Here is a 25,218-nt window from a genome sequence, read left to right as displayed (position 1 = left end):
CAAAGGAGTTAGCGCCACAAGGGAGGACCGGACCGCTGCGAAGCCACAGGATCGCGGCCTTTCCAGACGATGGGATCGGCGAGGAAGTCATAGCCGCCGGACTTCGTGCGCTGGCCGTCAGAGCCCTGGGCATCGGAACGCAGGAGGCATCCGCGCCGCTCACCGATGGTGTTCGTGTCCCTGCGTGCGGAAACCAGACCCTTCAAGTGTTTCGATCAGCACCTGTACGCGATCAGGCACACCGTGCGTTGACCGCCACGCGACAAAGCCGTCCGGCCTGACCAAGACAGCACCGCCGCTTTCAACCCCGAGCGCGGAAGGCCACCGATGGTCCATGTCAATCAGGTCCCCATTGGCGCCCAAGGCTTGGCAGGTCAGCGGCATTCCGAGGCGCTGGCTTACGGCTTGAGCGGCCTGACACCATGCTTTATCGGCGCAGAGGAGAAGAAAGTCGCGATCGCACAAATCGAGACTCGAAATCCGCTGGCCGGCGCGCTCGACCGCGAAATGCGGTAAACGCGTGCCAGGGCGACCCGACAGCTCGGCGGATTTTTGGAACGGGTGATCGTCCGGTGTGGATTCCCGAGCCACGATGCCTGCAGTGTAGCGTTGGCCAAATACCACGTCGTAATCCTCGACGATCGCAACAGGAGGAGGCAACCGCTTCGACGGATCGTCGAACCATTTCTGTAGGCGGGCGAGCGCTTGTGCCAACGTAGCCTCGATGACCGGCCGGCGCTCCATGTCATAGCTATCCAGCAACGAGGGATCGGCATGCCCGCGTGCCACCATCGCAAGCTTCCAGGCAAGGTTATGGGCGTCGTGGATACCTGAATTGCCACCGAAAGCGCCTGTTGGGGGCATCACATGTGCGGCATCCCCCACAAGAAACGCGCGGCCTCGGCGGAATTGGTGCGCTGTGAGGGCTGCCACTTCCCAGGAGCGCGCATCGACAAGCCTCGCCGTGATGTCCGACCGGCCCGCACCTCGTATGATCAGTTCCCTGCACCTGGCTTCATCAAAATCCTGGGGTTTCTCCCCCTTTTCGGGAAAGTACTGGAGCGCCAGAAGCCATCGTCCACCCTCCCTGGGCGTGAAGGTCCCGTTGAGGTCGGTCACGAAGCACGACGTGAAGCGCTTGCCGCCTATCGTCGGAGGCATGTCCGTGTCAAAGACGACATTCATCCAGTGCTGAAGGCCGCCTGCCCCGCTGCGGCTGATCTCGAGCCTCTCTCGCATCGAGCCGTTCGCACCGTCCGCGACGATCAGATAGTCGGACGAGATGACCTCCCTTGCGCCGGTCGCGATATCGCGAATTTCCGCGCGGACGACGGTCTCATCCTGATCGAAAGTCACCAGCTCCGTGCTGAAACGCACGTCTGCACCGTTCCGCTCGGCGTAGCGGCGCAGAATCGGTTCCAGGACGTGCTGATCACACGTCGCCGGTTGCGTGGGGCTGAGGGCACTTGCATCCGGCCACGCCGATCCGCCCCATTGAATCTCCGGATCGGCGAGATTCCTGGCGCGCGCAATAGCGCCCGCCTGCTGGTCCCCCGTCCGATTTGCACGAATCTCCTCCTCGAGGCCGAGGCTTCGGAAGATCTCCATGCTGCGCGGGGAAATGCCGGCAAACTTGTATTGGATTGACGTGTCGGGATGGCGCTCGACGAGGACACACGCAATGTCGTTGTGAGCCAAAAGGGCGGCCGCCGTCAGACCGTTCAGGCCGCCTCCGACGACGAGAACCGTGGTGTTGGTCATCTCGGATCTCCTCTCATTGCTTTGATCGCCAAAATATTTTGGTTGATCAAATCATATGATTGGTCCAAATATGTGTCAAGACACGAAGGAGCGTGGAATGGGACCGAGCCAAGATCGCTTGCAGCACGCCACCGAGGCATGGCGCCTGATGTTTGATTTCCTGATGCGGTCCGCGCCGGACCGGTTGGCGATCCAGCAGAAATTGGGCCTGACGCCCAACGACTCGCGCGCCCTCTTCACTCTCGACAAAGATGCGGGCAAGCCGATCGGCGCATTGGCCGCTCAATGGCACTGCGACCCTTCGACGGCTACCTGGCTGGTCGACCGGTTGGAGCAGGCGGGGCTCGCCGAACGGGTTCCGTCGCCAAGCGATCGCCGTGTGAAACTTGTCAAGCTTACGGCCCAGGGGGCTGCAATCATTGAGGAATTGACAAGGGAATATCACAAGCCCCCTGCCGAGATGCTTGCGCTTACACGCGCGGACCTGGATCAGCTGATCGGCTTGGTCAGAAAGTTACAGGCTGGCAAGTCCGAAGGTTGATTACGTCCCGAGGGGCGTTGCTGCTGCTCAGGAAGATCATTTGGACCGTCCCAATGGCTATTAGTCAGGCTGCGCCTCTATCTTCAGCATCACACCTCTTCCAGTCTGCGCACGCGAGCTTTGACCCCATTGCCGATGGCATCTACGACTTGCGAAGGGAAACCTTTGGGAGTGCTGCAGAAACTAGTTCGATTGCCGCCAGTGCCCGTTGGCGCAGCTCGTCAATAATCGCCGCGACGGATTTTGGACCAATTCCTGCCTTGGCGGCGGTCTGGATGAAATGGCGCGGCATAACGCTATCGATAAGATAGTGGCATGCGTCGCCTATAGCCATCGCCAACTTCATTTTGTTGCGCCTGATCTGTCCCGCATCAAGGCTGGTCTGCGCTGAGATCACATCATAGAGCGGCGTCATACGGAACCGGCCGCCGGGAGAAAGAAAGACGCTAAAATTCTTGGCATGCCCATCTGTGGCGCCGAGAAGCCAAAATGCGACCACGGCCTTCAGCACCGCAGCTTGATCTACCTCCGGCTGGTCGCTTCCCTTCATCAAACCAAGGATAGCTGGAACCCCGGGCCCGCCATCGGATTCGTATTTCAGCGACGGAGGCACAGACAAAGCCTGGCAGCAGTCTTCCTGGGGCAAGCGCAGGAGACGGTTGTCACTCGTCCATCGGCGATCGAAACGTTCGACTACGAGCACGCGATTGCCTTCGAAGTCCTCGATTGCCGCGACGGCGCACGGGAGCCCCAGGGCGGCTGTCATCTTGAGGCAGAAAAATTCGTTTTCAACACTGAAGGAAAGGTCGATGCCATTTGGCAAGCGTCCGATCTGTGGCTTAAGGATGTGCGTTGTAGCAGTCGTCGACAGCGGCTTGTACCAACGTCCTTTCCAGAACAAGAGCGCAGTCTTTTCCTGAGCGCCAGCGATCGAGATCCGGAAATCCTCATCCTCGCCCAGCCCGAGGGGGGCCGATGCCAGATCGCGGAGGAGCCGAGCAATCTCGGTATCGTCAACGGGTTTGCCGTCGACGATACCGGCGGGGCCCGGCTCAACATCATCCGGCAGGAATTGCAGCGCGCCGACACAATCCCGCCCGACAGCGGCAAGCAAGTCGTAGGCATCTGTGCCTTGAGCATGAACACGCTCCGCTATGCGGCGGCGAATCGGAATGCTGTCGGGCAAGAGATTGTCAAAGACGGCAATGAGGGGTGCACCGATATAGCGGTCTTCACGTAGAGGCAGAGATAGCGAGACTGGTAGGGCGTGCTCCCAGGCAAGCCAGGACGGATCATACTGAAAATCGATCGCGCCGCTGGATTGTCTATTCAGCCGCCCGACGAGACGGCTGTTCAAGAAGACATTGAGCGGGAGGTGCCGCCTCGCGCGAGCCATCAGAAGATGTCCTCGATCTCGGTCGACTTTGCTCTGGTCCGAGGGCGGACAACCAATTCAAGGTCGAGCGCTGCGAGAATGTCACAAAGCGTTCCGAGCTGCGTTCCGGGCGCACCATTCTCGACGGCCGAGATGGTCGCTTGGCGCAGCATAGTGCGGTCCCCGACAGTGGTCTGGTTCAGGCCGAGTTTGCGGCGCTGCCGGCGGATGGCATCTCCGAGTTGTTTGGGCGTTCGGGCGATTTGGTCCACAGCGTTCCTCTCTAGCTGCGAGATATACGCTTTGGCAGATAAAATTCAATATGCGCTGCACCGGATAGCACCGTAAATACGCTCAAGCGCATAACGGCAGGATATGTGTTCCCGCGTATAAACCGCTCCCGCCACGCGGAATTCTCACAGCCGGATAGTGGGTGTCCACCAGCTTCCTCAGGCACAGCAGCCGAAGGCCTGACGATTATGGCAGGTCAGTTCGCCAACCGAGCCGCGACTCGACGCGGCGCGCACTGGTCTTGACCATTGTAATCAAATCGGGGTCCTTTTGCCTCAGCTTCACATCCGGGACGACGATCGAGATCGTAGCACGGCAGGCTCCTTGGCTGTCACGGATAGGAGCGGCAATGCAAGCAACCGAAAAGTCAGATTCACCGGCCTGTATCGACAGCCCCTGCTCCAACGCTGCGGCGGCCGCGCGAGCCAGCACATCCTCGTCTGTCTCGGCGCGTCCGGTGGGAGAGGCGATCGCGCATCGGGCGAAAATGGCGCGGCGTTCGGCTTCCGGCAAATGGCCGACGAGCAGCCGGCCCGACGCAGTCCAGTTCAGCGGCGTCCGGGTTCCGACGCGAGATGTGACCTGGAAATGATCCTGCCCCTCTTCCATCGCAAGCACGACCATATGGTCGCCGTCACGGCCGCATAGCTGGATCGTCTCCTTCGAACTCTGGGCCAGCTCGTGCATCTCCTGCGTTGCCACGTTGAGCAGGTCCAGCGTGCGGGCGTAGGTCAGGCCGTACTGATAGAGCCGCGGACCCAGCCAGAGCAGGCCGCCGTCCTTGCGGTCCAGCAACTCCTTTTCGACCAGATCATCGACGATGACGTAGATCGTCGACAGGGGGGCGCCGATGTCGTGCGCAATCTCGTATGCGGTCGCTGGCCGACCCTGCTTTTGCAGATAGTCGAGTATTTGCAGCGCGCGGTCGATACCGCTGGTGCGCGAGCGGCGGGGTTCGCGTGCGCCTTCGGCGGGGTTCGGGTGCAGGTCGGGCGCAATCGCAGACATGTCATTCTCGGAACTGGTTGTGGTTCCACTGTAAGGCAGCCGGGCATTTACCACAGCTACTCTCAATCCGGCCAGTTGAGAATGGCAGCCTCGCGAGCGATGAGACGCTCGTTCCATGGTGTGGCGATGATCGCATTCGATTCGCGCGCGCGATCAAGCTCCTCGGCAAGTCGTGCCGCCACGACGAATTCTTCGTCAGGATGCAAATTGCATGGATCGAGGAAGAAATAGCCGTGTTCGACCTCATGGTCGCGGACGATCACAGGCGGATTGCCGGCTGCCAACCGGTCGGCCAGATCCCAGGCCGAAATGCGGGCTTCGGCGGCTTTCACCGACACTTTCAAGCGGTCGAGCGGATTACTGGTCGGGTCGGGTACGACAGCGACAGTGATGCCGGGCCGGCCCTCAAGGGCTTGTGCCCAGCTGTCGACCGCGCGGCGTTCGCGAGCACGGATGCCGTCATGGTCACGCGTTTTCCAGGCCTGGAGAGCGGCGAGCGCACCGACGATGCCTTCCTTGCCGACCTTCATGCCGCGCCCGATGCCCCGGTTCTGCAAATAGACGTCGCGCACTCGCGCCTTCGAGCCTGCGACGATACCGGATGTCGGGCCACCCAGGAATTTGTGACCCGAATACAGCACCAGATCCGCGCCGCTGGCGAGAAAGCCCGCCAGATCGTATCCGGACGCTGCGTCGACGATGACCGGAACCGCGCGTGCATGGGCTGCTTCAACGAACATCTTCAGCGGGATTTGCCCATACTCGACGACATGGTGCGACACGACATAGATTGCCGCAGCGGTGCGCTCCGTTATGGCGCCTGAGAGCTGATACACTGAGGCGCTGGTCGCCTGACCTACCGGCACGACCTTGGCGCCGGCGAGACGGATCGCCTGTCCGATGGGTGCGCCGTAGCTGACCATGTGGCCGGACTGGATGACGACCTCGTCTTTCAGTCCCGCGGCGTACGGCAGCCGTTCGATTGCGGCAAGGTCCGGGCCGGTCATGCTGGCTGCCACGGTCAGGCTGATTGCCGCGGAACAGGAGGCGGTGATGAAGCCCGCTTCTGCGCCCGTCAACTCGGCGATCACGCCGCTGGCCTTGCGATGCAGATCGGCCATGTCAACAAACTCGGTGAGAATGCCGGAAACCGCCTCGACAGCCGCAGGAACGACAATGGAGGCGCCGAGCGAGGTCATCGTGCCCGAGACGTTGATGACGGGCCTGAGCCCCAACTGGCTGCGGATATCGTCAACAGGCATGGTCTTGTGCTCCGGCTATTCGTGATCCTATCAATCAATGGCGATGACGGCTTCGATTTCGACGCTTATCCCTCCCGGCAGTGATCCGTGGCCGACCGCAGAGCGGGCGTGACTGCCGCGCTCGCCGAAAACATGAATGAGCAGGTCCGAGCAGCCGTTGATCACCGCGGGGTGGTCGGCGAAATCAGGCGCGGCGTTGACCATGCCGAAGAGCTTCACCACACGTCGCACGCGGCGCAGATCGCCAAGCGCTGCGTGCATGACGGCAATGAGGTTGACCCCGGTCAACCGCGCATGGGCATAGGCCTGGTCGACCGTTACCTCGGCACCGACCTTGCCCGTATAGACCCGGCCGTCGGCCTCACTCGGCCCTTGGCCGGACAGGAACAGCAGCTTGCCCTCCTGCATATGTGTAACAAAATTGGCGATCGGCGGCGGCGCCTCGGGCAGCGTTATTCCAAGTGCCAAAAGCCGGTCGTAAGGCGTGCTTTCCGGTTGCTTCTTGAACTCGGAAAAAGTCATACACAAACTCCAATCAGATCGTTTTTTCGTTGTGCCGAATGCAGGCCACGTGATGCCCGCCGCCGATATCGTCGAGGGGCGGAATGATCGCGGCGCAGGCGGCAATTGCCTCCGGACAGCGTGTGCGGAAGACGCAGCCGGAAGGCGGGTCTATTGGGCTTGGGATATCACCATGCAATGCGACGTGGGTGCGTCGGCGGGTCGGGTCGGGCACCGGTGCCGTCGCCAGCAACGCCCTGGTGTATGGGTGCCGGGGCCTGGCGTAGAGACGATGGCTCGGACCACGTTCCATGACACGGCCGAGATACATCACGACCACTTCGTCGCAAAGGTATTCGACCACCGAGAGATCATGCGCGATGAACAGCAGCGTCAGGCCGAGCCGCCTTTGCAACTCACCGAGCAAGTTAAGCACCTGCGCCTGCACCGACACGTCAAGGGCCGAGACGGGCTCGTCGGCAACGACGAATTGCGGCTCGACGGCGAGCGCGCGCGCAATTCCGATGCGCTGGCGCTGGCCGCCGGAGAATTCGTGCGGGTAGCGCGTGGCATGATCGGGCGACAGGCCGACCAGGGTCAGCAGTTCGGCGACTCTGTCGGCACGCTGCTTGCCTCGCGGAAAGCCGCGTGCATCGAGCGCCTCGCCGAGGATGGCGGCAATGCGCATGCGGGGGTTGAGGCTGGAGAATGGATCCTGGAACACGATCTGCAGCTTTTGCCGGTAGCTGCGCATTTCACGTGCGGAGAGCGAAAAGAGATCGACGCCGTCGAACAGCGCCTTGCCTCTGGTTGGCTCAACCAGCCTGAGGATGGCGCGTCCGGCCGTGGTCTTGCCGGAGCCTGACTCGCCGACCAGCCCCACGGTCGAACCTCGCCCGACATCGAAGCTGACATCCTCGACAGCATGAATGATGCGGCCGTTGCGGGCGGGAAAATGCTTTGTCAGACCCTGCACGCTGAGCAATGGCGCAGCCTGCGCATGACCGGCGATCACTGCGGCGCTCACAGCTCTGCACTCCTGATGCAACGGGAAGCGCCGCGCGGTCCTGCCGGCATCAATGGCGGCGGCGCCGCGCGACAGGGCGCGATGGCGAAGTCACAGCGCGGCTCGAAGGCGCAACCTGGTGGCAATGCGGTGATCGGCGGCACGCTGCCGGGAATGGAATAGAGCGCCCGGCGCTCGCCGTCGTCGCCGATGTCGCGCGCGGCATTGGGCGTGCAGGCCAGCAGCCCCCTCGTGTAGGGATGACGCTGGTGCGCGAACAGATCGTTGACCGGCGCCTGCTCGACGACACGGCCGCCATACATGACGACGACCTCATGGGCGATCTCGGCGACGACACCAAGATTATGGGTGATGAAAAGAATCGACATGCCCATTTCGACCTGGAGGCGACGCAAGAGATCGAGGATCTGCGCCTGGATGGTGACGTCGAGGGCCGTAGTCGGCTCGTCGGCGATCAGCAGCGACGGATTGCAGGCGAGTGCCATGGCGATCATGACGCGCTGGCGCATGCCGCCGGACATCTGGTGCGGATAGTCGTCGAGCCGCGAGACGGGGTCCGGAATCTCGACATGCTTCAGCATGGCGAGCGCAAGGCTGCGCGCTTGCTGCCGGGTCACAGGCTCGTGCAACGCGATCATTTCGCTGATCTGATCGCCGACCGTGAAGAGCGGGTTGAGGCTGGTCATCGGTTCTTGGAAAATCATCGCGATTTCCCGGCCTCGTACCTTGCGGAATTCCTTCTGGGTAAATCCGGCGAGGTCATGGACCCGCTCCTGCCGGTCGCGGAATAGTATCTTGCCGCCGGCGATCCTTCCGGGCCGTGACAGCAAGCCCATGATCGACAGGCTGGTTACCGACTTGCCGGAACCGGATTCTCCGACCACGGCCAGCGTCTTGCCGCGCTTAAGGTCGAAGGTGACGCCATCGACTGCCTTGGCGGTAAGGCGGCGGGTCTGAAACCAGGTCCGCAAGTCCCGAACCGACAAGATGACGTCGCTGGCGATCGCGCCGCTCATGATTTCCACCCACAATGCGGACAGACGGTCACACTGCCCGCAGCACCTGCCGGCGGCAGGTGGCGGTGGGCAACGATCGCTTCGGCACCGAGGATGGCGTGGCGTGGCTCGAATAGCCGGTGAAGCCTGCTTGTCGCCCCTTGCGAGTCCTTCACCGTGAGGTCGGCGTCGACGAGATCGAACAAAGTGAATTCCGCCGGCCTGCCCTTCTCCAGTAGCCCGTCGGCGGCCAACCGGATGGCGCGGCGCGGCGCCGTCGTCGAGGCCGTCACCACATCTTCGAATGCCATGCCGAGCGACAACAGCTTCGACATGGTGGTTGCCATATCCCACACCGCGCCGTCGAGCGAGCGATTGTGCAGATCGGTCGAGATCGTCTTCGGTGGCAGACCGCGCTCGAGCGCCGCTTTGGCGACATCAAAGGAGAAGGAGGCGCCGCCGTGACCGACATCAAGCACAATGCCGCGCTGCGCCGCATCCTCGGCGAGCCGATAAAGGTCGTCGTCCTCGATGATCGAGCCGCCGGCCTTGCCATTGAAGCAATGAGTGACGATGTCGCCTTCGCTCAGCAGGCCGAGAACGTCGTCATAGAGTGGCGGAGGCTCACCCACATGCACCATCAGCGGCAGCTTGAGGATGCGGCCGAGCTTCTTGGCCAGCCGGACCGGCGTCAGATCCCAGCCGCCGGTAATGACGTGGCTGGCACGCACCTTCAGTCCAACGATGACGTCGCGGTTGGCCTCGACGGTAGCAATGGTGCGGTCGATGTCGATCGAGCGCATGTCGATCAGCTCACTGACACGGTTGCAGGCGACCAGACCGATCGAACCTATGTTCAGGAACGCGTATATATTCTCTCGCGCCGGCTCCATGATGAACTCGCGAAAGCCGTGGAAGTTGGCTTCGCCGGCCGAGCCGGCATCGACCATCGTGGTGACGCCTCGGGCGGCGCCACATTGCTGCGGCCGCAGCGAAATGTCGGTGCCGCCATACCAGACATGGACGTGGAGGTCGGTCCAGCCGGGCGACAGGAACGCGCCGTTGGCCTCGACCACCTCTAGATCGTCGCCGGCGGCAATGGTTGAGCCGGTTTCGGCGATACGGCCATCCTCGCCGATCAGCACATCGATGGTCTGGCCAAACCCGCCGCCGAAGCCGACTGGCTTTGCGCCCTTGATCAACAGCGGTCTTACGGCTCGGGAAGAGCGATTGTCGAACATCAGATGTCCTTTGCCAGACGAGGGTCGAGAAGGTCGCGCAAGCCGTCGCCGACGAGCTGCAGCGACAGCACGGTGACGACGATGGCGCTGCCCGGAAACATCATGATCCAGCCGGCCTGATCCATATATTGACGGCCGGTGGCGATCATCGTGCCCCACGTCGGGATGTCGGGTGAAATGCCAACGCCGAGGAAGGACAGACCGGCCTCGGCCAGGATGGCGTTGGCGAAGATGAAGGTTGCCTGCACCAGCAATGGAGAGGTGACGTTGCGCAGCACATGCCGCACCAGGATAACCGGCGTCGGGACGCCGAGTGCGCGGGCCGCCTCGACATAGGGGAGTTCGCGAATGACCAGCGTCGAGGCGCGCACGACGCGTGCGAGCCGTGGCGCGTAGACCACGCCGAGCGCGACCACGACATTGATGGCGGTGGCGCCAAGTGCCGCCACGAGCGCGATCGCGAGCAGTATGTCGGGAAAAGCCATCATGGCGTCGATCAATCGAGATACCGGCGCGTCGAGCCTTCTGAAGAAGCCGGAAGTCAGACCCAAAACGACGCCGATGATTGAGGCGAAGATCACGACAGCAAAGCCGACCGTCAGCGAAGTGCGCGCGGCATAGAGCATGCGGGTAAAGATGTCGCGCCCGAGATCATCGGTGCCAAACAGGTGGTCGAGGCTCGGCGGATGCAGCCGGCTGGCGATGGAAAGCTTGGTCGGTGCGTAGGGGGCGATGACTGGCGCGAGGATCGCGGCAAGCACGATGGCGATCAGTATGGCGATGCCCACTGCCGCCGTCGGCCGGGTCATCAGCCGCGAAACAATATTTGGCTCTACCTGGAGCGGCACCGAGATAGCGGCCATCAGTAGCGAACCCTTGGATCGACAGCCAGATAGAGCATGTCGATGGCGAAATTGACCAGGACGTACAGCCCCGCAATGACCAGCAGCGCGCCTTGGATAACCGGATAGTCGCGCCGTAGCACCGCCGAGACGACCAAGCTGCCGACGCCGGGCAGGCCGAACACCGTCTCGGTCACCACCGCACCGGAAATGAGCAGTGCCGCGGTCAGGCCGATGACGGTGAGGATGGGGATCAAGGCATTTCTGAAGGCATGCTTCAGCACCACACGCCATTCGCTCATGCCTTTGGAGCGGGCGGTCCGCACATAGTCGTCATTGAGCACGTCGAGCATCGAGGCACGCGTGAAGCGGGTGATCAGTGCCGAGCTTATGAGACCGAGCGCCAGCGCCGGCAGCACCAAATGGTCAAGCCGGTCGGCGAACGAAGCTCCCGGCCCGCCATAGCCGGATGTGTCGAACCAGCCGAGCTTCACGGCGAAGAACTGAATCAACAAAAGGCCGAGCCAGAAGCTCGGCACGCTGGCTGCGAACATGGCAATGGTGGTTGCTGCCTGGTCGAAGATAGAGCCGCGCTTATAGGCCGACAGGATTCCGACCGGCAGCGCGATGAGCGTCGCGATCACCAGGGAGAAGACGGTGAGAAAAAAGGTCGGTTCGGCGCGTTGGGCGAGCGCGGTCGTGACCGGCTCGCCCAGGAAGATCGACTGGCCGAAGTCGCCTTGGACGACATCGAGAGCGTAGCGCCCGAACTGTTCGAGGACGGAGCCGTCGAGCCCGAGCTTGGACCGCAGCGCGGCAATATCGGCGGCGGTGGCGTCTGGACCCAGCATGACAGCCGCCGGATCGCCCGGCGTCACCCGTACGATGACGAACACGATGGTGACGACCAGCGCCATGACGACGATCATGCCGAGAAGTCGGTTGAGGATTGAGCGCAGCATCGGCGTTATAGCATCCCTGAGCAACCATCGAATGGTTTGCCGGGCGCCGGCTTTGTCGGCCGGCACCCGGTCGCCTATCGTTGAGTGGAGGCGGAAAGCAGGACCGTCTCAGTTGCCTTCCAGATAAGCGTTCCAGAAATAGGGCCACGGCGCCGGCGTCACGCCTTTCAGCTTGGGGGCCTGGGCGGCCAAAGCGTTGAAGTCGCCGACCTTGAACGCTGGAACCTCGTCGTAGATCGCCTTCTGGACATCTGCAAACAGCGCGACGCGCTTGGCCGGATCGGCTTCAGCGTTGAACGCTTCAAGCACACTGTGCTTGCGATCCGAAACCCACCAGCCCGGAGAGGAATCCGACATTATGCCGGTCAGCGACGGTTCGGGCAGGAACGGACTGTGGGAAATGTAGATGTCCCACAGGGCCGGGTCGGTGCGGTTCTTGGTCAGCGTCGCCCATTCGACCACGTCGAGCTGGACCTGGAAGCCGGCGGCTTTCAGATACTCGGCCGCGACCTGCGCCATCTTGTAGTGGAACTCGTACTGGCGGCTGGTGAGGATGCGCAAAGGCTTGCCGTCATAGCCAGCTTCCTTCAGCAGCGCCGCAGCCGCTTCGGTGTCGCCATCGGGCTTGTAGGGCTCGGTGCCGGCGTCCGTGTGCCAGGCGAAGCCTTGCGGGTACATGTCACCGTCGGCTGCGAAGAAGTCCTTCGAGCCGAATGCGGCGAGCAGCATGTCGTTCGGCGCCAGCGCCGCTTGTATCGCCTTGCGGATGCGAATATCGGAATTCAGGCCCTGCTTGGTATTCAGGACGAATACCGGCCAGCCGAACGGCTTCAAGATGACCGGCTGGGTCTTGCCTCCGGAAATCTTGTCAAAGGACTCGACCGGCAGCGAATCAACATAGGCGAACTGGCCGGAGACAGCGCCTTCGACGCGGGTGTTGGCATCGGGAACCGGCACAAAACGAATTTCGTCGAGATATTGTTTTCTGGCGCCACCATAGCCGTTTGGTTCGCCATCGCGCGACTTGTAGCCGTCGAACCGGGCAAGCTGAATGTACTGGTCGGGCTTGCGTTCCTTCAACATGTAGGGGCCGGTACCGACGAAGCTGGTCAGCGGCTCCTGTCCTGCGTTTTCGGACGGGATGATGATTGCGGCCGCATTGTTGAGTGAGAGCAGCGACAGAAGTGGCGCGAACGGCTTTTTTAGAGTGATGTTGACGGTGTGGTCGTCAACGGCATCGACTGCGGCGATCACTTCGGCTGCCTGCTTGCCGCGCGTGGCAATCTTCATCCAACGCTGCAGCGAAGCGACCACATCGGCCGAATTCATATCGCTGCCGTCGTGGAACTTAACGCCGGTTCTGAGCGCGATGGTGTAGGTACGGCCATCCGGTGAAATCCGTGGCATATCGGCGGCCAACAGCGGCGTGATTCCCCAGTCCTTGTCGAAGGTATAGAGCGTCTCGAAGACGTGCTGCGTGACAATGCCAACCAGATCGGCGGTCGAGGCCATCGGATCCAGCGTCGGCGGCTCCCCAATGGTCGCCACGTCAATCACTCCACCTTTAGCGGGCTCGGCCCAGGCAGCGCCTGTCGCCGGCAGCACAAGCGCGGCGAATGAAGTGACGATTTGCAAGAAACGCCTCATCTTGGTTCCCTTCGCTTTGTTCCATAGTAATGGAAGTTATATCCTAGTTACGGACGAAGTAAACGCATCCCAACATGGTGTCGTCAAGCTTTTTTCGCCGCGAGGACCTAGCGCGCCCGGAGTCGCTGATGATGCTCTTGCGCCAAGGCGTGGCCTTGCCACAGGCCTGCATTACGCGATCGCCCACGCGCCTAGGCCGGGTAGCGGGATATCGGTGGCGGTGCGATGAACCTGCTATCTGCCGCCAGCACACAACTAAGTCCTGAGCTCGCGCGATCGAACTCAGGTCCATGGAATATCGCCTCACGCGACAACCACTTTACGACCGCGCTGATCCTCGCGGTGAACCGCCTGGTACGTACCAGGCGACATCGCCACGTCGGCCCGTACGATTACGCTGGCATCAACGGCTTGACGCGATCGACAATGGCGGCGACCGCTTCCTTCGGGCTTTTGCGACCGAGGACAGCCAGTTGAACCTCCTCGAGAAACGTCGACTGAGCGCGAGCTGCTTCGGGAAAAGCTGGGAAAGCCGGTCGCGCCTTGGAGAGCGCGGCAGCCTCGACCTTCGCCTGCGGCAGCGACCCGGCGAACGACGACTCGGCATAAGTCGAGGTGCGGACGGGGCCATTGCCGTTGCGCGCCATGTCGAGTGTGGCCGCCTTGCTCGCTACGAAGCGGATGTAGTTCCAGGAGAGCTTCTTGTCCGTCGAATTGGCGGGAATGGCCATCGCCCAGGATTCGACGACCGAATGCATTTCGTGACCGCTGCCGAGGGTTTTGGAGCCGGGGAACTCGATCGCCTTGATCTTTCCCGGTGCGGTCGACTGTTCCTTGCTGTTGAGCTGCGCGTAGCGGGCGAAAGGCAGCACCGCGAAGGCAGCGCGCCCCTGCTGCATCCACGTCACCATGTCGTCGTTGCGCGTTGTGGCATAGCTGCGGGGGAGTGCGCCGGCCTTGAAGAGGTCGGCAAGCACGGACAGGCCTTTTTCCATCGCCTCCGGATCGGGGACCACCTTGAACTGCTTGTCGATGAAATCGCCGCCGAAGGCGCGGGCGAACATGACCGGGAAGACGGCGAGGTCGCTCGCAAGGATCATGCCGACGACGGGCGTGCCGGACCTGGAGGTGAAGGTCAGCTTCTTCGCCTGCTCGACCAGCTCCTCAAGCGTGTTCGGTGGCGCCGAAATGCCGGCCTCTTGAAGCAGCTCCTCGTTGTAGAAAAGCCCCTGCGTGGCATGGCGCACCGGAACGCCGACGAGCTTGCCGCCGACGGTCATCGACTGGCGCAGGCCCTCGGCGATATCGTCGAAATCCTCGATCGGCTCGGCTTTCAGGAGATCGTCGAGCGGCTCGAACAGCGAGGCGATCTGCGACGTCATGCGGTTGTCGATGACATAGCCGACGTTGAAATCGGTCTCGCTCAGGCTCGCTTCCCGAAATAGCCGGTCCTGGAGCGGATTGCTGTCGAGCGTGGTCCAGGAGATCTGGGCGTTGTTCGTGTCCTCCCAGGGCTTGATGACATTGCCGGCGGCACCGGTCGTCAGGTTGGCTTGGTGGACGCGATGGCAAAGCACGTTCAGCGTCTTTACCTGGGCATGGGCCAACCGACCCAAGGCGCTCGTCGCGCCGGCGGCCATCGCGGTCGTCAGCAGGGCTCTGCGTGTCAAGTGCAAAGGCATTGTCTTCCTCCCTTTCTCGGTGACGTCGTCACCCCTTGGTCGCGCCGGCGGTCAACCCGGCGACGAGAAACCGGTTCATCAGGACCACGAAGACGAGAACCGGCAGCAATTGGACGGTAGAGGCCGCAAAGAGCACGCCCCAGTCGACGCCGTCGATCGAACTGATCATCTCCGAAAGGACCAGAGGCGCGGTCTTGGCGTGGTTGGCGGTGAAGATATAGGCGAACAGAAACTCGTTCCACGCGAAGACGACGACGAAGACCGCGACGGCGAGCATGCCGGGCGCTACGAGCGGCAAGATGATCTTCACAAGGATCGTCAGCGGCCGCGCGCCGTCGAGGACGGCCGCCTCGTCGAGTTCGCGCGGTACCTGGTCGATGAACGTGCGCATCAGGAGCGTGCCGAGCGAGACGAAGAAGGTCGCGTAGAGCAGGATCAGCACCAGATGGGTGTCGTTGAGCCCGAGCCGATTGACGACCGGGAACAGTGGCAGCGTCACGACGATCGGCGGGATCAGCCGCGATCCGATCAGAAACATCACCGATCCTTCCAGGAAACGGACGCCACGATAGCGGGAGTAGGCAAAACCGGCTAGCAGACTTGCCATGACAGCAAGCGCCGTCGCCCCGGTGGTGATGATCAAGCTGTTGACGAGCCCGTCGAAAAAGGCCGGCCAGCGCTGCCACAGCGAGGCGTAGTGCTCGAAGGTCGGTTCGAAGAAGAGCTCCGGTGGAACCGCGAAAATCTCGCGACCGGGTTTGAACGACGAGAGCACGATGAAGCCGATCGGAAACAGTGACCAGACGACGATTGCCGCAACAGCGAGCATCTTTCCGGCACCGATGGCGAGACGCCTAGAACGCATTGGCCGTGGATTCCTTGCGCAGCCGCCACACATAGCCAGTCGCAAGCAGCAGCGAGATGACGACCATCATCCACGCCGTCGCGGCCGCCGTGCCGAACGAATTGTAGCGGAAGCCTTCCTGATAAAGATAAACGGAAACGACCTCGGTCGTGCGTGCCGGGCCGCCCTGGGTCAGGAGCCAGACCTCGGAAAAGAGGCGGAAGGCGAAGATGTAGCGGAAGAGCAGCGCGATCAGCATCGCTGGCGCCAGAAGCGGCAGCGTGATGTTGCGGAAGAGCTGGAACGCATTGGCCCCGTCGGTGCGCCCAGCCTCGTAGAGCTCCTTCGGAACCGCGAGCCGTGCCGCATAGAGGATGATGAATGTGAATGGCAGGTGCAGCCAGATCGTGAGCAGGCCGACGAGGATGAGGCCGTGAGATGGGATGAACGTCCAGTCGAGCGTCGGCAGACCGGTGTATCGCAGCATCAGCGTGATCGGGCCGACGTCTGGATCGAACAGGAAGCGCCACATTGCGACCGCCGTCACCTCGCTGATAGCGTAGGGAGCGAGCACCACAACGAGCATGACGCGCTGGAGGGGAAGCCCGGAGGCGAAAAGCAGGGCAAGGCCAAGGCCGAGCAGCAGTTCGATATGAACCGCCACGGCGACGACGAGGACCGTGTTCCAGACCGAACCCCAAAAATAGGGATCGGTGAGGACGCGGATATAGTTATCGAACCCGACGAAGGTTGCCGATTGGCCGAATGACGAGGCTTCGAAACTCAGCCACAGGACGAAGATGGCCGGGAGCACGATGATCCCAAGCACCAGGAGGTGCACGGGCGTCGCATAGAGGTAGGCAGGCGAAAACGCGAAGCGCCGCCTCTTGGTCTCGCCAGCCGCTTCCGCCGCACCTTCCCCCCTATGGCCGACGGACGCCTCGGAACCAAATGCCATTGCTCCTCCCTGAGCGGTTGCGCGTCAGCCGTCCCTGGCGGCAAGTGGAACGGTGCCCTCCACCGTTGTTCTGTACATCACCCGGCGGTATCCGGGATAATCGTTGATGGCGGTGTGCAGGACATGGGGATTGTTCCACATACCGAGCGTCTTCGGTTCCCAACGCAGCCTGCAGTTGAACTCGGGCCGGACAGCCCGCGCCATCAGGAAGTCGATCATCGGCTTGCTTTCTTCCTCCGTCATCCCCTTGAAATTGGTCATCACGCTGCTGACGAAGACATAGCGCCGGCCAGTCTCGGGGTGGCGACAGATCACAGGATGCTCGACGACGGCATTCTCGATCGCCTCGACATCGGCCTTGACGCCGAGCCGGCTGTGGGCCGCGTTGATGGCGAAGACCCCGCGGCCGCTATGGAGGCCCGTCAGCCCTTGCAGGATCTCTACCAGGCGCGGCGAAAGCGAGTCATATGCCTTCTCGAGACTGGAGAAGCAGGTGTCGCCGCCAACCGGCGGCACCTCCTCACCGTAGAGGATCGTAATGCCCGGTGGCTTCGGTAGCCAGGCGAGGTCCATATGCCAGTCCTCGCCGATCACTTTGCCGGTGTCGTCCGGCTCGCGCACGAAGCGCACAATATCGTCGAAGCCGTCGATCGGCGTGTGCACCGGATTACCGCTAAATGGTCCGAACCGGCGGGCGACCTTGTGGACGCCGGCGGCGTCAAGCTCCTGATCGCGCACGGCGAGCGCATGATACTTGTAGAGCGCGCGGCGAACGTCCTGGAAGGCATCCTCGCTCGCGCTCACCAGATCGATCCCACGAATTTCTGCACCGAGCGCTCCAGTGAAGGGGCTGACCTCGAAACGGGTGAATGCATCATCGCGCAGCACGTGATCCTCCCTAATACGCGCCTCGTCGCCATCATGGGCTGACTTACCTGCAAGTAAGTAACTTGAAAGCCAAAGGCTGTCAACTCACCCTCGCTTTGATCCACCGGATGTCTAGCCTCGACCCGAGCCCTTCCCCGCATCCTGCCAAGCGGCGCGGATGATCGCGGCGAGCGCTGCGAAGGTCCTGGCGACCTCGTCGAAGCTTCCGGTGTCCTGCGTCATCGGTGGACAGGACAGAAGGGTAATACGCAGCATGTGCACGAGCTCGTGCGTGAGCGTGTCGGAGGAAAGCTCTCCGTCCTTCACCGCCTGGTCCACCGCATGTCGCAGGCTCTGATCATAGACCCGGTTGACGCGCTCCAGGGCACGTTCCGCTGGTTCGCCGAGAACCGGGAGGTCGTGGCGAAGGCGCGAAAGCGGGCTCCACATATTGCGGGCCCCCTTCTCAGCGTTGAAACGTTCGTAGAAGCGGCGCAGATCCTCGAGCTGCATATCGAGACGGTCGAAGAACCGGATATCGGGGGTCGTCCAGAAGCGCTTGATGCGGGCCTCGGCGTTGGCGGCGAAGTCGGCGATCAATTCCTCCATCAGCTGACGCTTGTTGCCGAAGTGATGATGGATATTGGCGCGCGTCGTGCCGATTGCCGTCGCTATATCGCCGAAGCTGAAACCATCGTGGCCGCGCAGGACATAGAACTCGGCCGCGACCTCTTTGATTCTGCTGCGGGTAGAGTGCGCCTCATCGCCGGGAGATCCTGAAGTGTTGGCTCTCATATCCGTTCCGAAATTCATGCCGCCGTTGAACGATCAGTATACGGGAGCGAGCTGCCCCCCGTTTCATACATTGATATTCTTCTACACACGAGTGGAAGTAATTTGCGCCAGGTGCAGACATTCGCGAAGCATCTTGGCGGCAGCGATTAGTGCGGTGCGGCGGGTGAGTAGATACGTATCGAACTTCAATCGGGTTCGGCCCTCGACTGAGAATTCCTGGTCAAAGCAGGGCAAATCAGCTTGCTGGCGACACGCCGCAACTCAGGCAGTGGATAGCGGCTGCGCATCCGCTGCGCCGACCACTTCCCGCATTGTCACGATGGTGCGGAACGCCTTCACGTTTGAATCGGCGTGGAAGACTTCCCGCGCGAAGACATCGTACGCCTCCATCCCCGGCAATTGGAGGAGGAGCACGAAATCGGTTTCACCGGTGACATACCAGGCCTGACGAACCTCCGAGCGCCCACGGAGCTTGCCGATGAAGGCGTCCAACTCGACAGCGCTCTCCCGTTCCAGGGAAACGAGCACATGGATGGTTAGCGGCAGGCCTACGGCAGCCGGACGAACGACGGCAATATCTGCTGCGATCACGCCATCCTTTCGCAGTCGACGCAGGCGGCGCAGGACCGCGCTCTGGGAAAGCCCGACCTGCTCGGCGAGACGCCGCGCCGGAACCTGGTTGTCGCGCTGAACCAGCAACAGCAGCACATGGTCGAAGCGATCGAGGGCGGCAGTTTTCGTCATGAGGACAGGCATCTATGACGAAATCAGGCGGCTGGGCAACGACAATAGGCGCCAAGCGCCATCGTTTCCGGAATAGAATTTCGCTTCATGACCACAGACACACAGCCGGGCCTTGGCCCCGATCTCATTGCGGCGCTGTTACAGCGCCTGTCGCCATTTTATGCACCGACACCGCTGCTCGACCTGCCAAACCTGGCTGCGAGCCTGGATGTGACCCAGGTGCTTGCCAAGAACGAGGGCGACCGTGCCCTGGGCAGCTTCAAGTCCCTCGGCGGCACGTATGCCGGTCTGTGCGCTCTCGCTCGCACTACCGGGATGGACATCGATGAACTGCTCGATCCAGAGCGGGCCCAGACGCCGCTGCCGGCGCTCATCACGGCCAGCGCCGGCAATCACGGACTTGCCGTTGCGGCGGCGGCGAAGTTTGCTGGCGGGACGGCAAAAATATACCTCCACACGGGCGTTCCTGCAGCGCGAGTGCGGCGTATCGAATCCCAAGGCGCCGAAATCGTGTGGGTCGACGGCACCTATGACGATGCCGTCGATCGGGCCTCTGCGGCGGCCCGCTCCGGAGAAGGCATTCTCGTGGCGGACACCTCGAGCGACCCGGACGACCCAGCTGTCGCAGATGTCGTCGCTGGCTATGGCGTGCTTGCCGCGGAAATTCGTCGCCAGGTCGACGAGATTGGCTATCCGAGGCCAACCCACCTTTTCGTGCAGGCCGGTGTCGGTGGACTTGCCGCCGCCCTGACGACTGGGCTGAAGGACTGGCTGATGCTTCCAGGCATGATCGTCGTGGTAGAACCAGAGGCCGCAGCCTGCGTCGCGGCCGCGCTGTCGCGGCGACGGCCCGTGCGGATATCCGGCGATCTCAAGACGTCGGCGGACATGCTCGCCTGTGGCGAAGCGGCCGCATCGGCGCTCGACGTGCTCCGCCAAGCCAACGCCCGGGTCATAACCGTGTCCGAAGCGGCGTTTGCCGATGCGAAGAGCCGGCTTCGCGAGGCAAACGGTCCAGGTACAACCCCGTCGGGTGCCGCCGGCCTCGCTGGTCTCGCCACAGCCGTCGCGGCTTCCGGCCGGTCGCAGGAGCTTGCGCTCGATGGATCGAGCCGGGTGCTGATCATCGTGACCGAGGCCGAACTGGAGAAGGACGCATGACAATGGCGCCGGACGCCGGACCATTGAACAGAAGAGCGGCTGGGCCACGGACTGCTCTAGATGCCTCCGCGTTCCAGACTCAGCACCGAACGGGTCCATGAAACTCATCTACCAGACCCACTCCCCCTACGCGCGCAAGGTTCTGGTCTTTGCCCACGAGGCCGGGCTTGTCGGGCGTCTGCGCGTCATTCATCAGGAGACGAGCCCCATCAATCGCAACGATGATGTGTTTGCGATCAATCCGATTGGCAAGGTGCCCGTTCTCGTTCTCCACGACGGCTATGCGATCTTTGATTCGGGCGTAATCTGCGACTATCTCGACAATCTCGAAAGCCGTCGTCGGCTCATCCCCGAAACAGGGCGGGCCAAATGGTGCGCCCTGCGCCTCCAGGCGCTTGCCGGCGGCATGTGCGACGCAGGCATTTCCATTCGCTGGGAAAACGAGCGCCGCCCTGAACATCTGCGTTATCCCGCCTTGGGCGCAGGCATGACGATGAAGCTTATCGAATCCTATGACTTCGTGGAACGCGAGGTCGAATTCGATGCGCCGCTCCATGTCGGCCACATCGCACTGGCTACTTGTCTAAGCTGGCTGGAATTCCGCGGACTGCCCGACTTCTTGCAGGGAAGGCCACGACTGGCACAATGGTATAGCTCCTTCCTGGAACGCCCTTCAATGCGTGCCACACCCTACGGCGGCGACACGCGAGATTGATATCGATCACCAGGCGTTCGAAATCCAGTATGTGCCGGCCACCAGCCAAAGCGTGCTCGAGGCCTGACGCAGCGCCGCGTCAGGAGGCAGCCACTGCAACGAAAAGCGATTGCCCTTGTCTTTCGATGCGGAACAGGATGGGCTTTTTCTGCTGGCGGGATTTCGTCCACTCTTGCTGGATATCCGACGGCTGCGTCACGTTGCGGTTGTTGGCCGAGACGATGACGTCGCCAGGCCGAAGGCCGTTCTCGGCGGCGGGGCTATTCGGCGCCACCTCCTGGATAAACACGCCGGTGGTACCCGGCTGGAGACCGAGTTGTTGGCGCGCTTCATCCGGAATGGGGCTGAGCGACAGTCCGAGACGTTGGTCCGCCGCTTCCGGACTCGGAACGGCACCGGTCTGCACCTCCTCGTCCTTGCGTTGACCGACGGTCAGCTCCACCTCCTGCTGGGAGCCGCCGCGGTTCCTTGTCAGCGTCGCTTTCGACCCTGGCTTTTCGTTCGCTGCCGCCAGTGTCAAGTCATGGACGCCCTGGATGTCCTTGCCGTTGAACCGGGTGATTAGATCGCCCGATTGTAGGCCGGCCTTCTCCGCCGGACTGCCGGGCTCGACCGAGGCGACCAGCGCTCCCTTGGTGCTCGATATCCCAAGCGCTTGGGCAAGCGACGGCGTCACCTCCTGGAGACGCACTCCGATGAAGCCGCGGTCGATCCGGCCGGTACGGATCAGTTGATCGGCGACGCTTCGTGCAGTTCGGGACGGCACGGCGAAACCGATGCCGATGCTGCCGCCCGATGGCGAGACGATGGCCGTGTTGACGCCGATCACTTCGCCGCGCGCGTTAAACAGCGGGCCGCCGGAATTGCCTCTGTTGATCGAGGCGTCTGTCTGGAGAAAATCGTCGTAAGGGCCGGCCTGGATGTCGCGCGAGCGGGCGGAAAGAACGCCGACGGTAACGGTTCCCCCGAGCCCGAAGGGACTGCCAATCGCGATCGTCCAGGCACCCGGCTGCATTGCGTCAGAGTCACCCCAGGCGGTGGTCGTCATGTTGGGGCGTGGATCGACCTTCAGCACGGCGATGTCGGTTGCTGGATCGCGGCCTACCAGTCGCGCCGGCGACGTCTCCTTATCGGAGAATACGACGCGGATTTCGGTGGAGTCGGCGACGACGTGATTGTTGGTGACGATGTAGCCCTCGGGACTGATCACGAAGCCGGAGCCAAGAGCTTCTCGCACCTGCGGCTGGGCAGGCCCGCGGCTATCGAAGGGGTTGAGAAAGTCGTCGAGCATCGTTTGGTCCTGGATGATCTGCCTCGTCGTGATCGCGACCACGGCTGGCAGCTTCTGACGCACGATTGCGCTGAAGTCGTTCGGGATTTCCTGTGCTGAAACCGGAGCAAAGCCGCCAGCCGAGAGCATCAAAATTCCTGCGACGAGGCCAATGCACAGTCGCTTCCTAGAAATGTAAGCCATGATTGGTTCTCCTGCCCGACCGCCCCGGCGCTGCTGCGCGACTTGTCCAAGACGCAAGAACTGACATTCACGCCGATTGTTTCGCCGGTTCGAAAAAATGTTGATGGTGGGCTGAACTTTGAGGATGTGGCCTTGTCGCGGCCATTGAAATTTGGTCGAAACCCTCCAAAATTTCAGTTGGTGGAAATCGCGAGAGCCGCCAAGATACTTCAACAGAGGAGACTATTCAAAGCGGAGGACCATCGATGGAAGGAGCCATTTCGACGAGTTTTCCCCCAATCGGGCCCGAGGGTCCTGATGTTTTTCTTGACCGGTTGCTCCATCCGGCACGGCATTTCGAGCGACCGCAGGACGTGCTGACCGATGTGACGCTGGACGTCCAGGAGAAGCGCGCGATCCTTTCGTCATGGGCATCGGATGCCTGTGCAGTGGAATCGGTCCCTGCGCTGCGCATGCCGCCGGGAGTCACCGAACCGGTCAGCTTCGATGCCATCATGGACGCGTTGCGCCAATTGGATCAATTGGAGAAGCTTCCCGGCGCCGGTCGCGGTCGTGAGATCAACAGCATCGCGGTCACCGGTTTTACAGCATCCGTCGATCGACTTTGAGTGCAACGCTCCGAGGGGCCCGATCCGCTGGCGAGGAACTCGCCAGCGGCCAACGCCGCGTGCGATCTCCTCGCCCATTGGTCTATACTTCTGGATCTCGCCTAAAAATTTTTTCTATAGCCCCTCTTGAACGTCTAACGCACTGTTATAGATAACTAATTGTCGGTCGCCGGATGGGGCCGGCATAAGTCCAGGAGGCGTCAAGGCGCTCTTGGCGCTTCTTGTATCCATGTTGCTCAAAGGAGGATGTGGCTATGAGGACAAACCTCGATTTTACCCCTCTGTTCCGGTCCAGCATCGGCTTCGACCGGATTTTCAACATGCTGGAAAACGCGAGCCGTGTCACTGCGATAGACAATTGGCCGCCTTATGACATCGCCAAGACTGGTGAGGACGACTATCGCATCACCATGGCGATCGCCGGCTTCTCGCAGGATCAGCTGACCATCACTCATCAACCTAACCTGCTGGTTGTGAGCGGGTCGCTATCTGGCGACGATAATGGCCAGTATCTCTATCGCGGCATTGCCGGGCGCGCCTTCGAGCGTCGGTTCGAACTGGCCGACCATGTGAAGGTCGTCGGCGCCAGCCTGGACAATGGGCTGCTAAACATCGATCTCAAGCGCGAACTTCCCGAAGAGATGAAACCGCGCCGGATCGCCATTGCCGGCAGCACGGCAAAGGCAGCGCCGCGGCAGATCGACGCCGAAAAGAACGCAGCCTGAAGTCAGAGTGAACCAGAAGCGACAGGCATCGGCATTCGCCCGGTGCCGCGCGGTTGAACGAGGAGGTGAATGAAGATGAACGTGCGTGACCTTATCCCGTGGGGCCGCAACAGCAACCAGGCCCCGAGCATCTATAGCGGTGGCGATCCCTTTCTTTCGCTTCACCGCGAGGTAAACAGGCTCTTTGACGATATGTTGAGGAGCTTCGAGACGCGCTTGCCTGCTGCGGGACAGCTTTTGCCTTTCGATAGCGGCTGGCCGAAGGTGGAGATTTCGGAGTCGGACAATGAGCTTCGCGTCACCGCCGAAGTCCCCGGTATGGAAGAGAAGGACATCGAAGTCCTGCTCGATGAAGACGTGCTGACCCTGCGTGGCGAAAAGCGGTCGGAGACCAACGAGAAGGACTACTCCGAGCGCTTCTACGGTCACTTCGAGCGGCGCATACCCCTCGGCTACGAGGTCGAGGACGACAAGGTCAAGGCGTCCTTTGCCAACGGCGTCCTGACCCTGACGCTGCCGAAAAACCCGAACGCGCAGTCCAAGGTGAAGCGCATCCCGATCACCCACTGACGCATGGAGCAAGTCGGAGGCGGCAGGCCGCTGCCTCCGGCGCATCCTTCGCCAGGGATGAATGATGCGGAAGCAAGAAAGAGAAGTCACACCGGTCATAGAAAATCTCGAACCGGCAAAAGACAATCGCGGGCGAGCGCCGTCGTTCGGCCGATCCGGGTTTCCGCGTGATGCGGTGGCGCGGATCTGCAAGCCTTGCCGCTCAATCATGACCTCGGGGCCGTGCGCGGCCGAAAGGCTGGCGGCTGGTATTCGAGCGGCGTACTGCGCCGGTCATCGAACCGCTGATGGGCTACACCGGAAGCGGTGACACGCTGATCCAGGTGGAGCTCGATTTTCCGACGGCGCAGGCGGCCATCGACTATGCCGAACGGGAGGGACTTGCCTACACGGTTCAAGGAAGCCCGGCGGCCGAAGAGTCCGGTGTCGAATCTTCCGATGCGCAAAAGCGGCTGCAGGCCGGTACACGTTGTCTGGAAGCGCCCGGGGGGGGGGGGGGGGGCGGAGACCCCCCGGGGGGGGGGGGGGGGGGGGGGGGGGGGGGGGCGGCGGCCCCCCCCCATTTAAAAACACCAGGGGCGCGGTTTTAGCGGGGGGAAACACCCCCCCCCGGGGGGGGGGG

At 62.0% G+C, this 25,218-nt stretch carries 24 protein-coding genes and 2 pseudogenes; 7 read left to right on the top strand and 19 right to left on the bottom strand.

Annotation, left to right across the window (positions count from 1 at the left end; all coding sequences use genetic code 11):
* Positions 1–159: 159 nt before the first annotated feature.
* A complete protein-coding gene (locus NKJ46_RS15410) occupies positions 160–1,761 on the bottom strand; it encodes an FAD-dependent monooxygenase (RefSeq protein WP_352665835.1) in 1,602 nt (533 codons plus the stop codon).
* 97 nt (positions 1,762–1,858) lie between these two features.
* Between NKJ46_RS15410 and NKJ46_RS15405 the strand changes: the two genes are divergently transcribed.
* Positions 1,859–2,302 (top strand): MarR family winged helix-turn-helix transcriptional regulator, encoded by a 444-nt coding sequence (locus NKJ46_RS15405; RefSeq protein ID WP_352665834.1) that lies wholly within the window; start codon positions 1,859–1,861, stop codon positions 2,300–2,302.
* A gap of 89 nt (positions 2,303–2,391) precedes the next feature.
* On the opposite strand, the pseudogene NKJ46_RS15400 reads toward NKJ46_RS15405, so the two are convergent.
* The 17 genes and pseudogenes from NKJ46_RS15400 to NKJ46_RS15320 form a co-directional block, all read right to left on the bottom strand.
* Positions 2,392–3,698 (bottom strand): annotated as a pseudogene (locus NKJ46_RS15400) (type II toxin-antitoxin system HipA family toxin).
* Entirely contained in the window at positions 3,698–3,949 is a 252-nt protein-coding gene (locus NKJ46_RS15395; RefSeq protein WP_352665832.1) for a helix-turn-helix domain-containing protein, read from the bottom strand. Before NKJ46_RS15395 ends, NKJ46_RS15400 begins: the two are co-directional and overlap by 1 nt.
* Before the next feature lie 205 nt (positions 3,950–4,154).
* Positions 4,155–4,976, bottom strand: a complete 822-nt coding sequence (locus tag NKJ46_RS15390; protein WP_352665831.1) for an IclR family transcriptional regulator — start codon at positions 4,974–4,976, stop codon at positions 4,155–4,157.
* A gap of 62 nt (positions 4,977–5,038) precedes the next feature.
* Positions 5,039–6,238, bottom strand: a complete 1,200-nt coding sequence (locus NKJ46_RS15385) for an aminotransferase class V-fold PLP-dependent enzyme (protein WP_352665830.1) — start codon at positions 6,236–6,238, stop codon at positions 5,039–5,041.
* Between the two features lie 30 nt (positions 6,239–6,268).
* On the bottom strand, positions 6,269–6,760 hold the full coding sequence (locus tag NKJ46_RS15380) for a RidA family protein (protein ID WP_352665829.1): 492 nt from the start codon (positions 6,758–6,760) through the stop codon (positions 6,269–6,271).
* Positions 6,761–6,773: 13 nt separating this feature from the next.
* A complete protein-coding gene (locus tag NKJ46_RS15375; RefSeq protein ID WP_352665828.1) occupies positions 6,774–7,766 on the bottom strand; it encodes an ABC transporter ATP-binding protein in 993 nt (330 codons plus the stop codon).
* Positions 7,763–8,782 (bottom strand): ABC transporter ATP-binding protein, encoded by a 1,020-nt coding sequence (locus NKJ46_RS15370; protein WP_352665827.1) that lies wholly within the window; start codon positions 8,780–8,782, stop codon positions 7,763–7,765. The genes NKJ46_RS15375 and NKJ46_RS15370 overlap by 4 nt, the downstream gene beginning before the upstream one ends.
* Entirely contained in the window at positions 8,779–10,002 is a 1,224-nt protein-coding gene (locus NKJ46_RS15365) for an amidohydrolase/deacetylase family metallohydrolase (protein WP_352665826.1), read from the bottom strand. Before NKJ46_RS15365 ends, NKJ46_RS15370 begins: the two co-directional genes overlap by 4 nt.
* Positions 10,002–10,865: an ABC transporter permease gene (locus tag NKJ46_RS15360; protein ID WP_352665825.1), complete on the bottom strand. Its 864-nt coding sequence runs from the start codon at positions 10,863–10,865 to the stop codon at positions 10,002–10,004. Before NKJ46_RS15360 ends, NKJ46_RS15365 begins: the two co-directional genes overlap by 1 nt.
* On the bottom strand, positions 10,865–11,806 hold the full coding sequence (locus NKJ46_RS15355) for an ABC transporter permease (protein ID WP_352665824.1): 942 nt from the start codon (positions 11,804–11,806) through the stop codon (positions 10,865–10,867). Before NKJ46_RS15355 ends, NKJ46_RS15360 begins: the two co-directional genes overlap by 1 nt.
* 108 nt (positions 11,807–11,914) lie before the next feature.
* Complete coding sequence (locus NKJ46_RS15350; protein ID WP_352665823.1) at positions 11,915–13,453, bottom strand: ABC transporter substrate-binding protein; 1,539 nt, start codon at positions 13,451–13,453, stop codon at positions 11,915–11,917.
* Between the two features lie 392 nt (positions 13,454–13,845).
* Positions 13,846–15,135, bottom strand: a complete 1,290-nt coding sequence (locus NKJ46_RS15345; RefSeq protein ID WP_352665822.1) for an ABC transporter substrate-binding protein — start codon at positions 15,133–15,135, stop codon at positions 13,846–13,848.
* 28 nt (positions 15,136–15,163) lie between these two features.
* Positions 15,164–16,000, bottom strand: coding sequence for a carbohydrate ABC transporter permease (locus NKJ46_RS15340; RefSeq protein ID WP_352665821.1), 837 nt, complete (start codon positions 15,998–16,000; stop codon positions 15,164–15,166).
* A complete protein-coding gene (locus NKJ46_RS15335; RefSeq protein ID WP_352665820.1) occupies positions 15,990–16,937 on the bottom strand; it encodes a carbohydrate ABC transporter permease in 948 nt (315 codons plus the stop codon). Before NKJ46_RS15335 ends, NKJ46_RS15340 begins: the two co-directional genes overlap by 11 nt.
* Before the next feature lie 24 nt (positions 16,938–16,961).
* Positions 16,962–17,825 (bottom strand): TauD/TfdA dioxygenase family protein, encoded by an 864-nt coding sequence (locus NKJ46_RS15330; RefSeq protein ID WP_352665819.1) that lies wholly within the window; start codon positions 17,823–17,825, stop codon positions 16,962–16,964.
* 111 nt (positions 17,826–17,936) lie between these two features.
* Entirely contained in the window at positions 17,937–18,599 is a 663-nt protein-coding gene (locus NKJ46_RS15325) for a TetR/AcrR family transcriptional regulator (RefSeq protein ID WP_352665818.1), read from the bottom strand.
* A 261-nt stretch (positions 18,600–18,860) separates the two neighbouring features.
* The gene (locus NKJ46_RS15320) at positions 18,861–19,343 is read right to left on the bottom strand and encodes an Lrp/AsnC family transcriptional regulator (RefSeq protein WP_352665817.1); all 483 of its coding nucleotides are present in this window, start codon (positions 19,341–19,343) and stop codon (positions 18,861–18,863) included.
* Positions 19,344–19,430: 87 nt separating this feature from the next.
* Here NKJ46_RS15320 and NKJ46_RS15315 point away from each other — a divergent pair, with 87 nt between their 5' ends.
* Positions 19,431–20,504 (top strand): pyridoxal-phosphate dependent enzyme, encoded by a 1,074-nt coding sequence (locus NKJ46_RS15315; protein WP_352665816.1) that lies wholly within the window; start codon positions 19,431–19,433, stop codon positions 20,502–20,504.
* A 97-nt stretch (positions 20,505–20,601) separates the two neighbouring features.
* Positions 20,602–21,219, top strand: a complete 618-nt coding sequence (locus NKJ46_RS15310; RefSeq protein ID WP_352665815.1) for a glutathione S-transferase family protein — start codon at positions 20,602–20,604, stop codon at positions 21,217–21,219.
* Positions 21,220–21,298: 79 nt separating this feature from the next.
* Here NKJ46_RS15310 and NKJ46_RS15305 read toward each other — a convergent pair whose 3' ends face one another.
* Complete coding sequence (locus tag NKJ46_RS15305; RefSeq protein ID WP_352665814.1) at positions 21,299–22,693, bottom strand: Do family serine endopeptidase; 1,395 nt, start codon at positions 22,691–22,693, stop codon at positions 21,299–21,301.
* A gap of 245 nt (positions 22,694–22,938) precedes the next feature.
* Between NKJ46_RS15305 and NKJ46_RS15300 the strand changes: the two genes are divergently transcribed.
* The 4 genes and pseudogenes from NKJ46_RS15300 to NKJ46_RS15285 form a co-directional block, all read left to right on the top strand.
* Positions 22,939–23,301 carry a hypothetical protein gene (locus NKJ46_RS15300; protein ID WP_352665813.1) on the top strand — a complete coding sequence of 121 codons (363 nt, stop codon included), beginning with the start codon at positions 22,939–22,941 and terminating at the stop codon, positions 23,299–23,301.
* Between the two features lie 254 nt (positions 23,302–23,555).
* Complete coding sequence (locus NKJ46_RS15295) at positions 23,556–24,026, top strand: Hsp20 family protein (RefSeq protein WP_352665812.1); 471 nt, start codon at positions 23,556–23,558, stop codon at positions 24,024–24,026.
* A gap of 75 nt (positions 24,027–24,101) precedes the next feature.
* A complete protein-coding gene (locus NKJ46_RS15290) occupies positions 24,102–24,596 on the top strand; it encodes an Hsp20/alpha crystallin family protein (protein ID WP_352665811.1) in 495 nt (164 codons plus the stop codon).
* Positions 24,597–24,657: 61 nt separating this feature from the next.
* Positions 24,658–24,994 (top strand): annotated as a pseudogene (locus NKJ46_RS15285) (NADH dehydrogenase ubiquinone Fe-S protein 4); the annotation flags it as partial.
* Positions 24,995–25,218: the final 224 nt, after the last annotated feature.

This window comes from Mesorhizobium sp. M0166 (genome assembly GCF_040322255.1).
Taxonomy (GTDB): Bacteria; Pseudomonadota; Alphaproteobacteria; order Rhizobiales; family Rhizobiaceae; genus Mesorhizobium.
This window is presented reverse-complemented; position numbering and strand designations above follow the sequence as displayed.

Coding starts and splice junctions, on each gene's coding strand:
- NKJ46_RS15385 (WP_352665830.1), bottom strand. CDS start 6,238: ATGCCTGTTGACGATATCCGCAGCCAGTTGGGGCTCAGGCCCGTCATC.
- NKJ46_RS15300 (WP_352665813.1), top strand. CDS start 22,939: ATGGAAGGAGCCATTTCGACGAGTTTTCCCCCAATCGGGCCCGAGGGT.
- NKJ46_RS15310 (WP_352665815.1), top strand. CDS start 20,602: ATGAAACTCATCTACCAGACCCACTCCCCCTACGCGCGCAAGGTTCTG.
- NKJ46_RS15365 (WP_352665826.1), bottom strand. CDS start 10,002: ATGTTCGACAATCGCTCTTCCCGAGCCGTAAGACCGCTGTTGATCAAG.
- NKJ46_RS15380 (WP_352665829.1), bottom strand. CDS start 6,760: ATGACTTTTTCCGAGTTCAAGAAGCAACCGGAAAGCACGCCTTACGAC.
- NKJ46_RS15350 (WP_352665823.1), bottom strand. CDS start 13,453: ATGAGGCGTTTCTTGCAAATCGTCACTTCATTCGCCGCGCTTGTGCTG.
- NKJ46_RS15410 (WP_352665835.1), bottom strand. CDS start 1,761: ATGACCAACACCACGGTTCTCGTCGTCGGAGGCGGCCTGAACGGTCTG.
- NKJ46_RS15320 (WP_352665817.1), bottom strand. CDS start 19,343: ATGACGAAAACTGCCGCCCTCGATCGCTTCGACCATGTGCTGCTGTTG.
- NKJ46_RS15305 (WP_352665814.1), bottom strand. CDS start 22,693: ATGGCTTACATTTCTAGGAAGCGACTGTGCATTGGCCTCGTCGCAGGA.
- NKJ46_RS15340 (WP_352665821.1), bottom strand. CDS start 16,000: ATGCGTTCTAGGCGTCTCGCCATCGGTGCCGGAAAGATGCTCGCTGTT.
- NKJ46_RS15315 (WP_352665816.1), top strand. CDS start 19,431: ATGACCACAGACACACAGCCGGGCCTTGGCCCCGATCTCATTGCGGCG.
- NKJ46_RS15290 (WP_352665811.1), top strand. CDS start 24,102: ATGAACGTGCGTGACCTTATCCCGTGGGGCCGCAACAGCAACCAGGCC.
- NKJ46_RS15335 (WP_352665820.1), bottom strand. CDS start 16,937: ATGGCATTTGGTTCCGAGGCGTCCGTCGGCCATAGGGGGGAAGGTGCG.
- NKJ46_RS15405 (WP_352665834.1), top strand. CDS start 1,859: ATGGGACCGAGCCAAGATCGCTTGCAGCACGCCACCGAGGCATGGCGC.
- NKJ46_RS15355 (WP_352665824.1), bottom strand. CDS start 11,806: ATGCTGCGCTCAATCCTCAACCGACTTCTCGGCATGATCGTCGTCATG.
- NKJ46_RS15345 (WP_352665822.1), bottom strand. CDS start 15,135: ATGCCTTTGCACTTGACACGCAGAGCCCTGCTGACGACCGCGATGGCC.
- NKJ46_RS15360 (WP_352665825.1), bottom strand. CDS start 10,865: ATGGCCGCTATCTCGGTGCCGCTCCAGGTAGAGCCAAATATTGTTTCG.
- NKJ46_RS15390 (WP_352665831.1), bottom strand. CDS start 4,976: ATGTCTGCGATTGCGCCCGACCTGCACCCGAACCCCGCCGAAGGCGCA.
- NKJ46_RS15295 (WP_352665812.1), top strand. CDS start 23,556: ATGAGGACAAACCTCGATTTTACCCCTCTGTTCCGGTCCAGCATCGGC.
- NKJ46_RS15325 (WP_352665818.1), bottom strand. CDS start 18,599: ATGAGAGCCAACACTTCAGGATCTCCCGGCGATGAGGCGCACTCTACC.
- NKJ46_RS15370 (WP_352665827.1), bottom strand. CDS start 8,782: ATGAGCGGCGCGATCGCCAGCGACGTCATCTTGTCGGTTCGGGACTTG.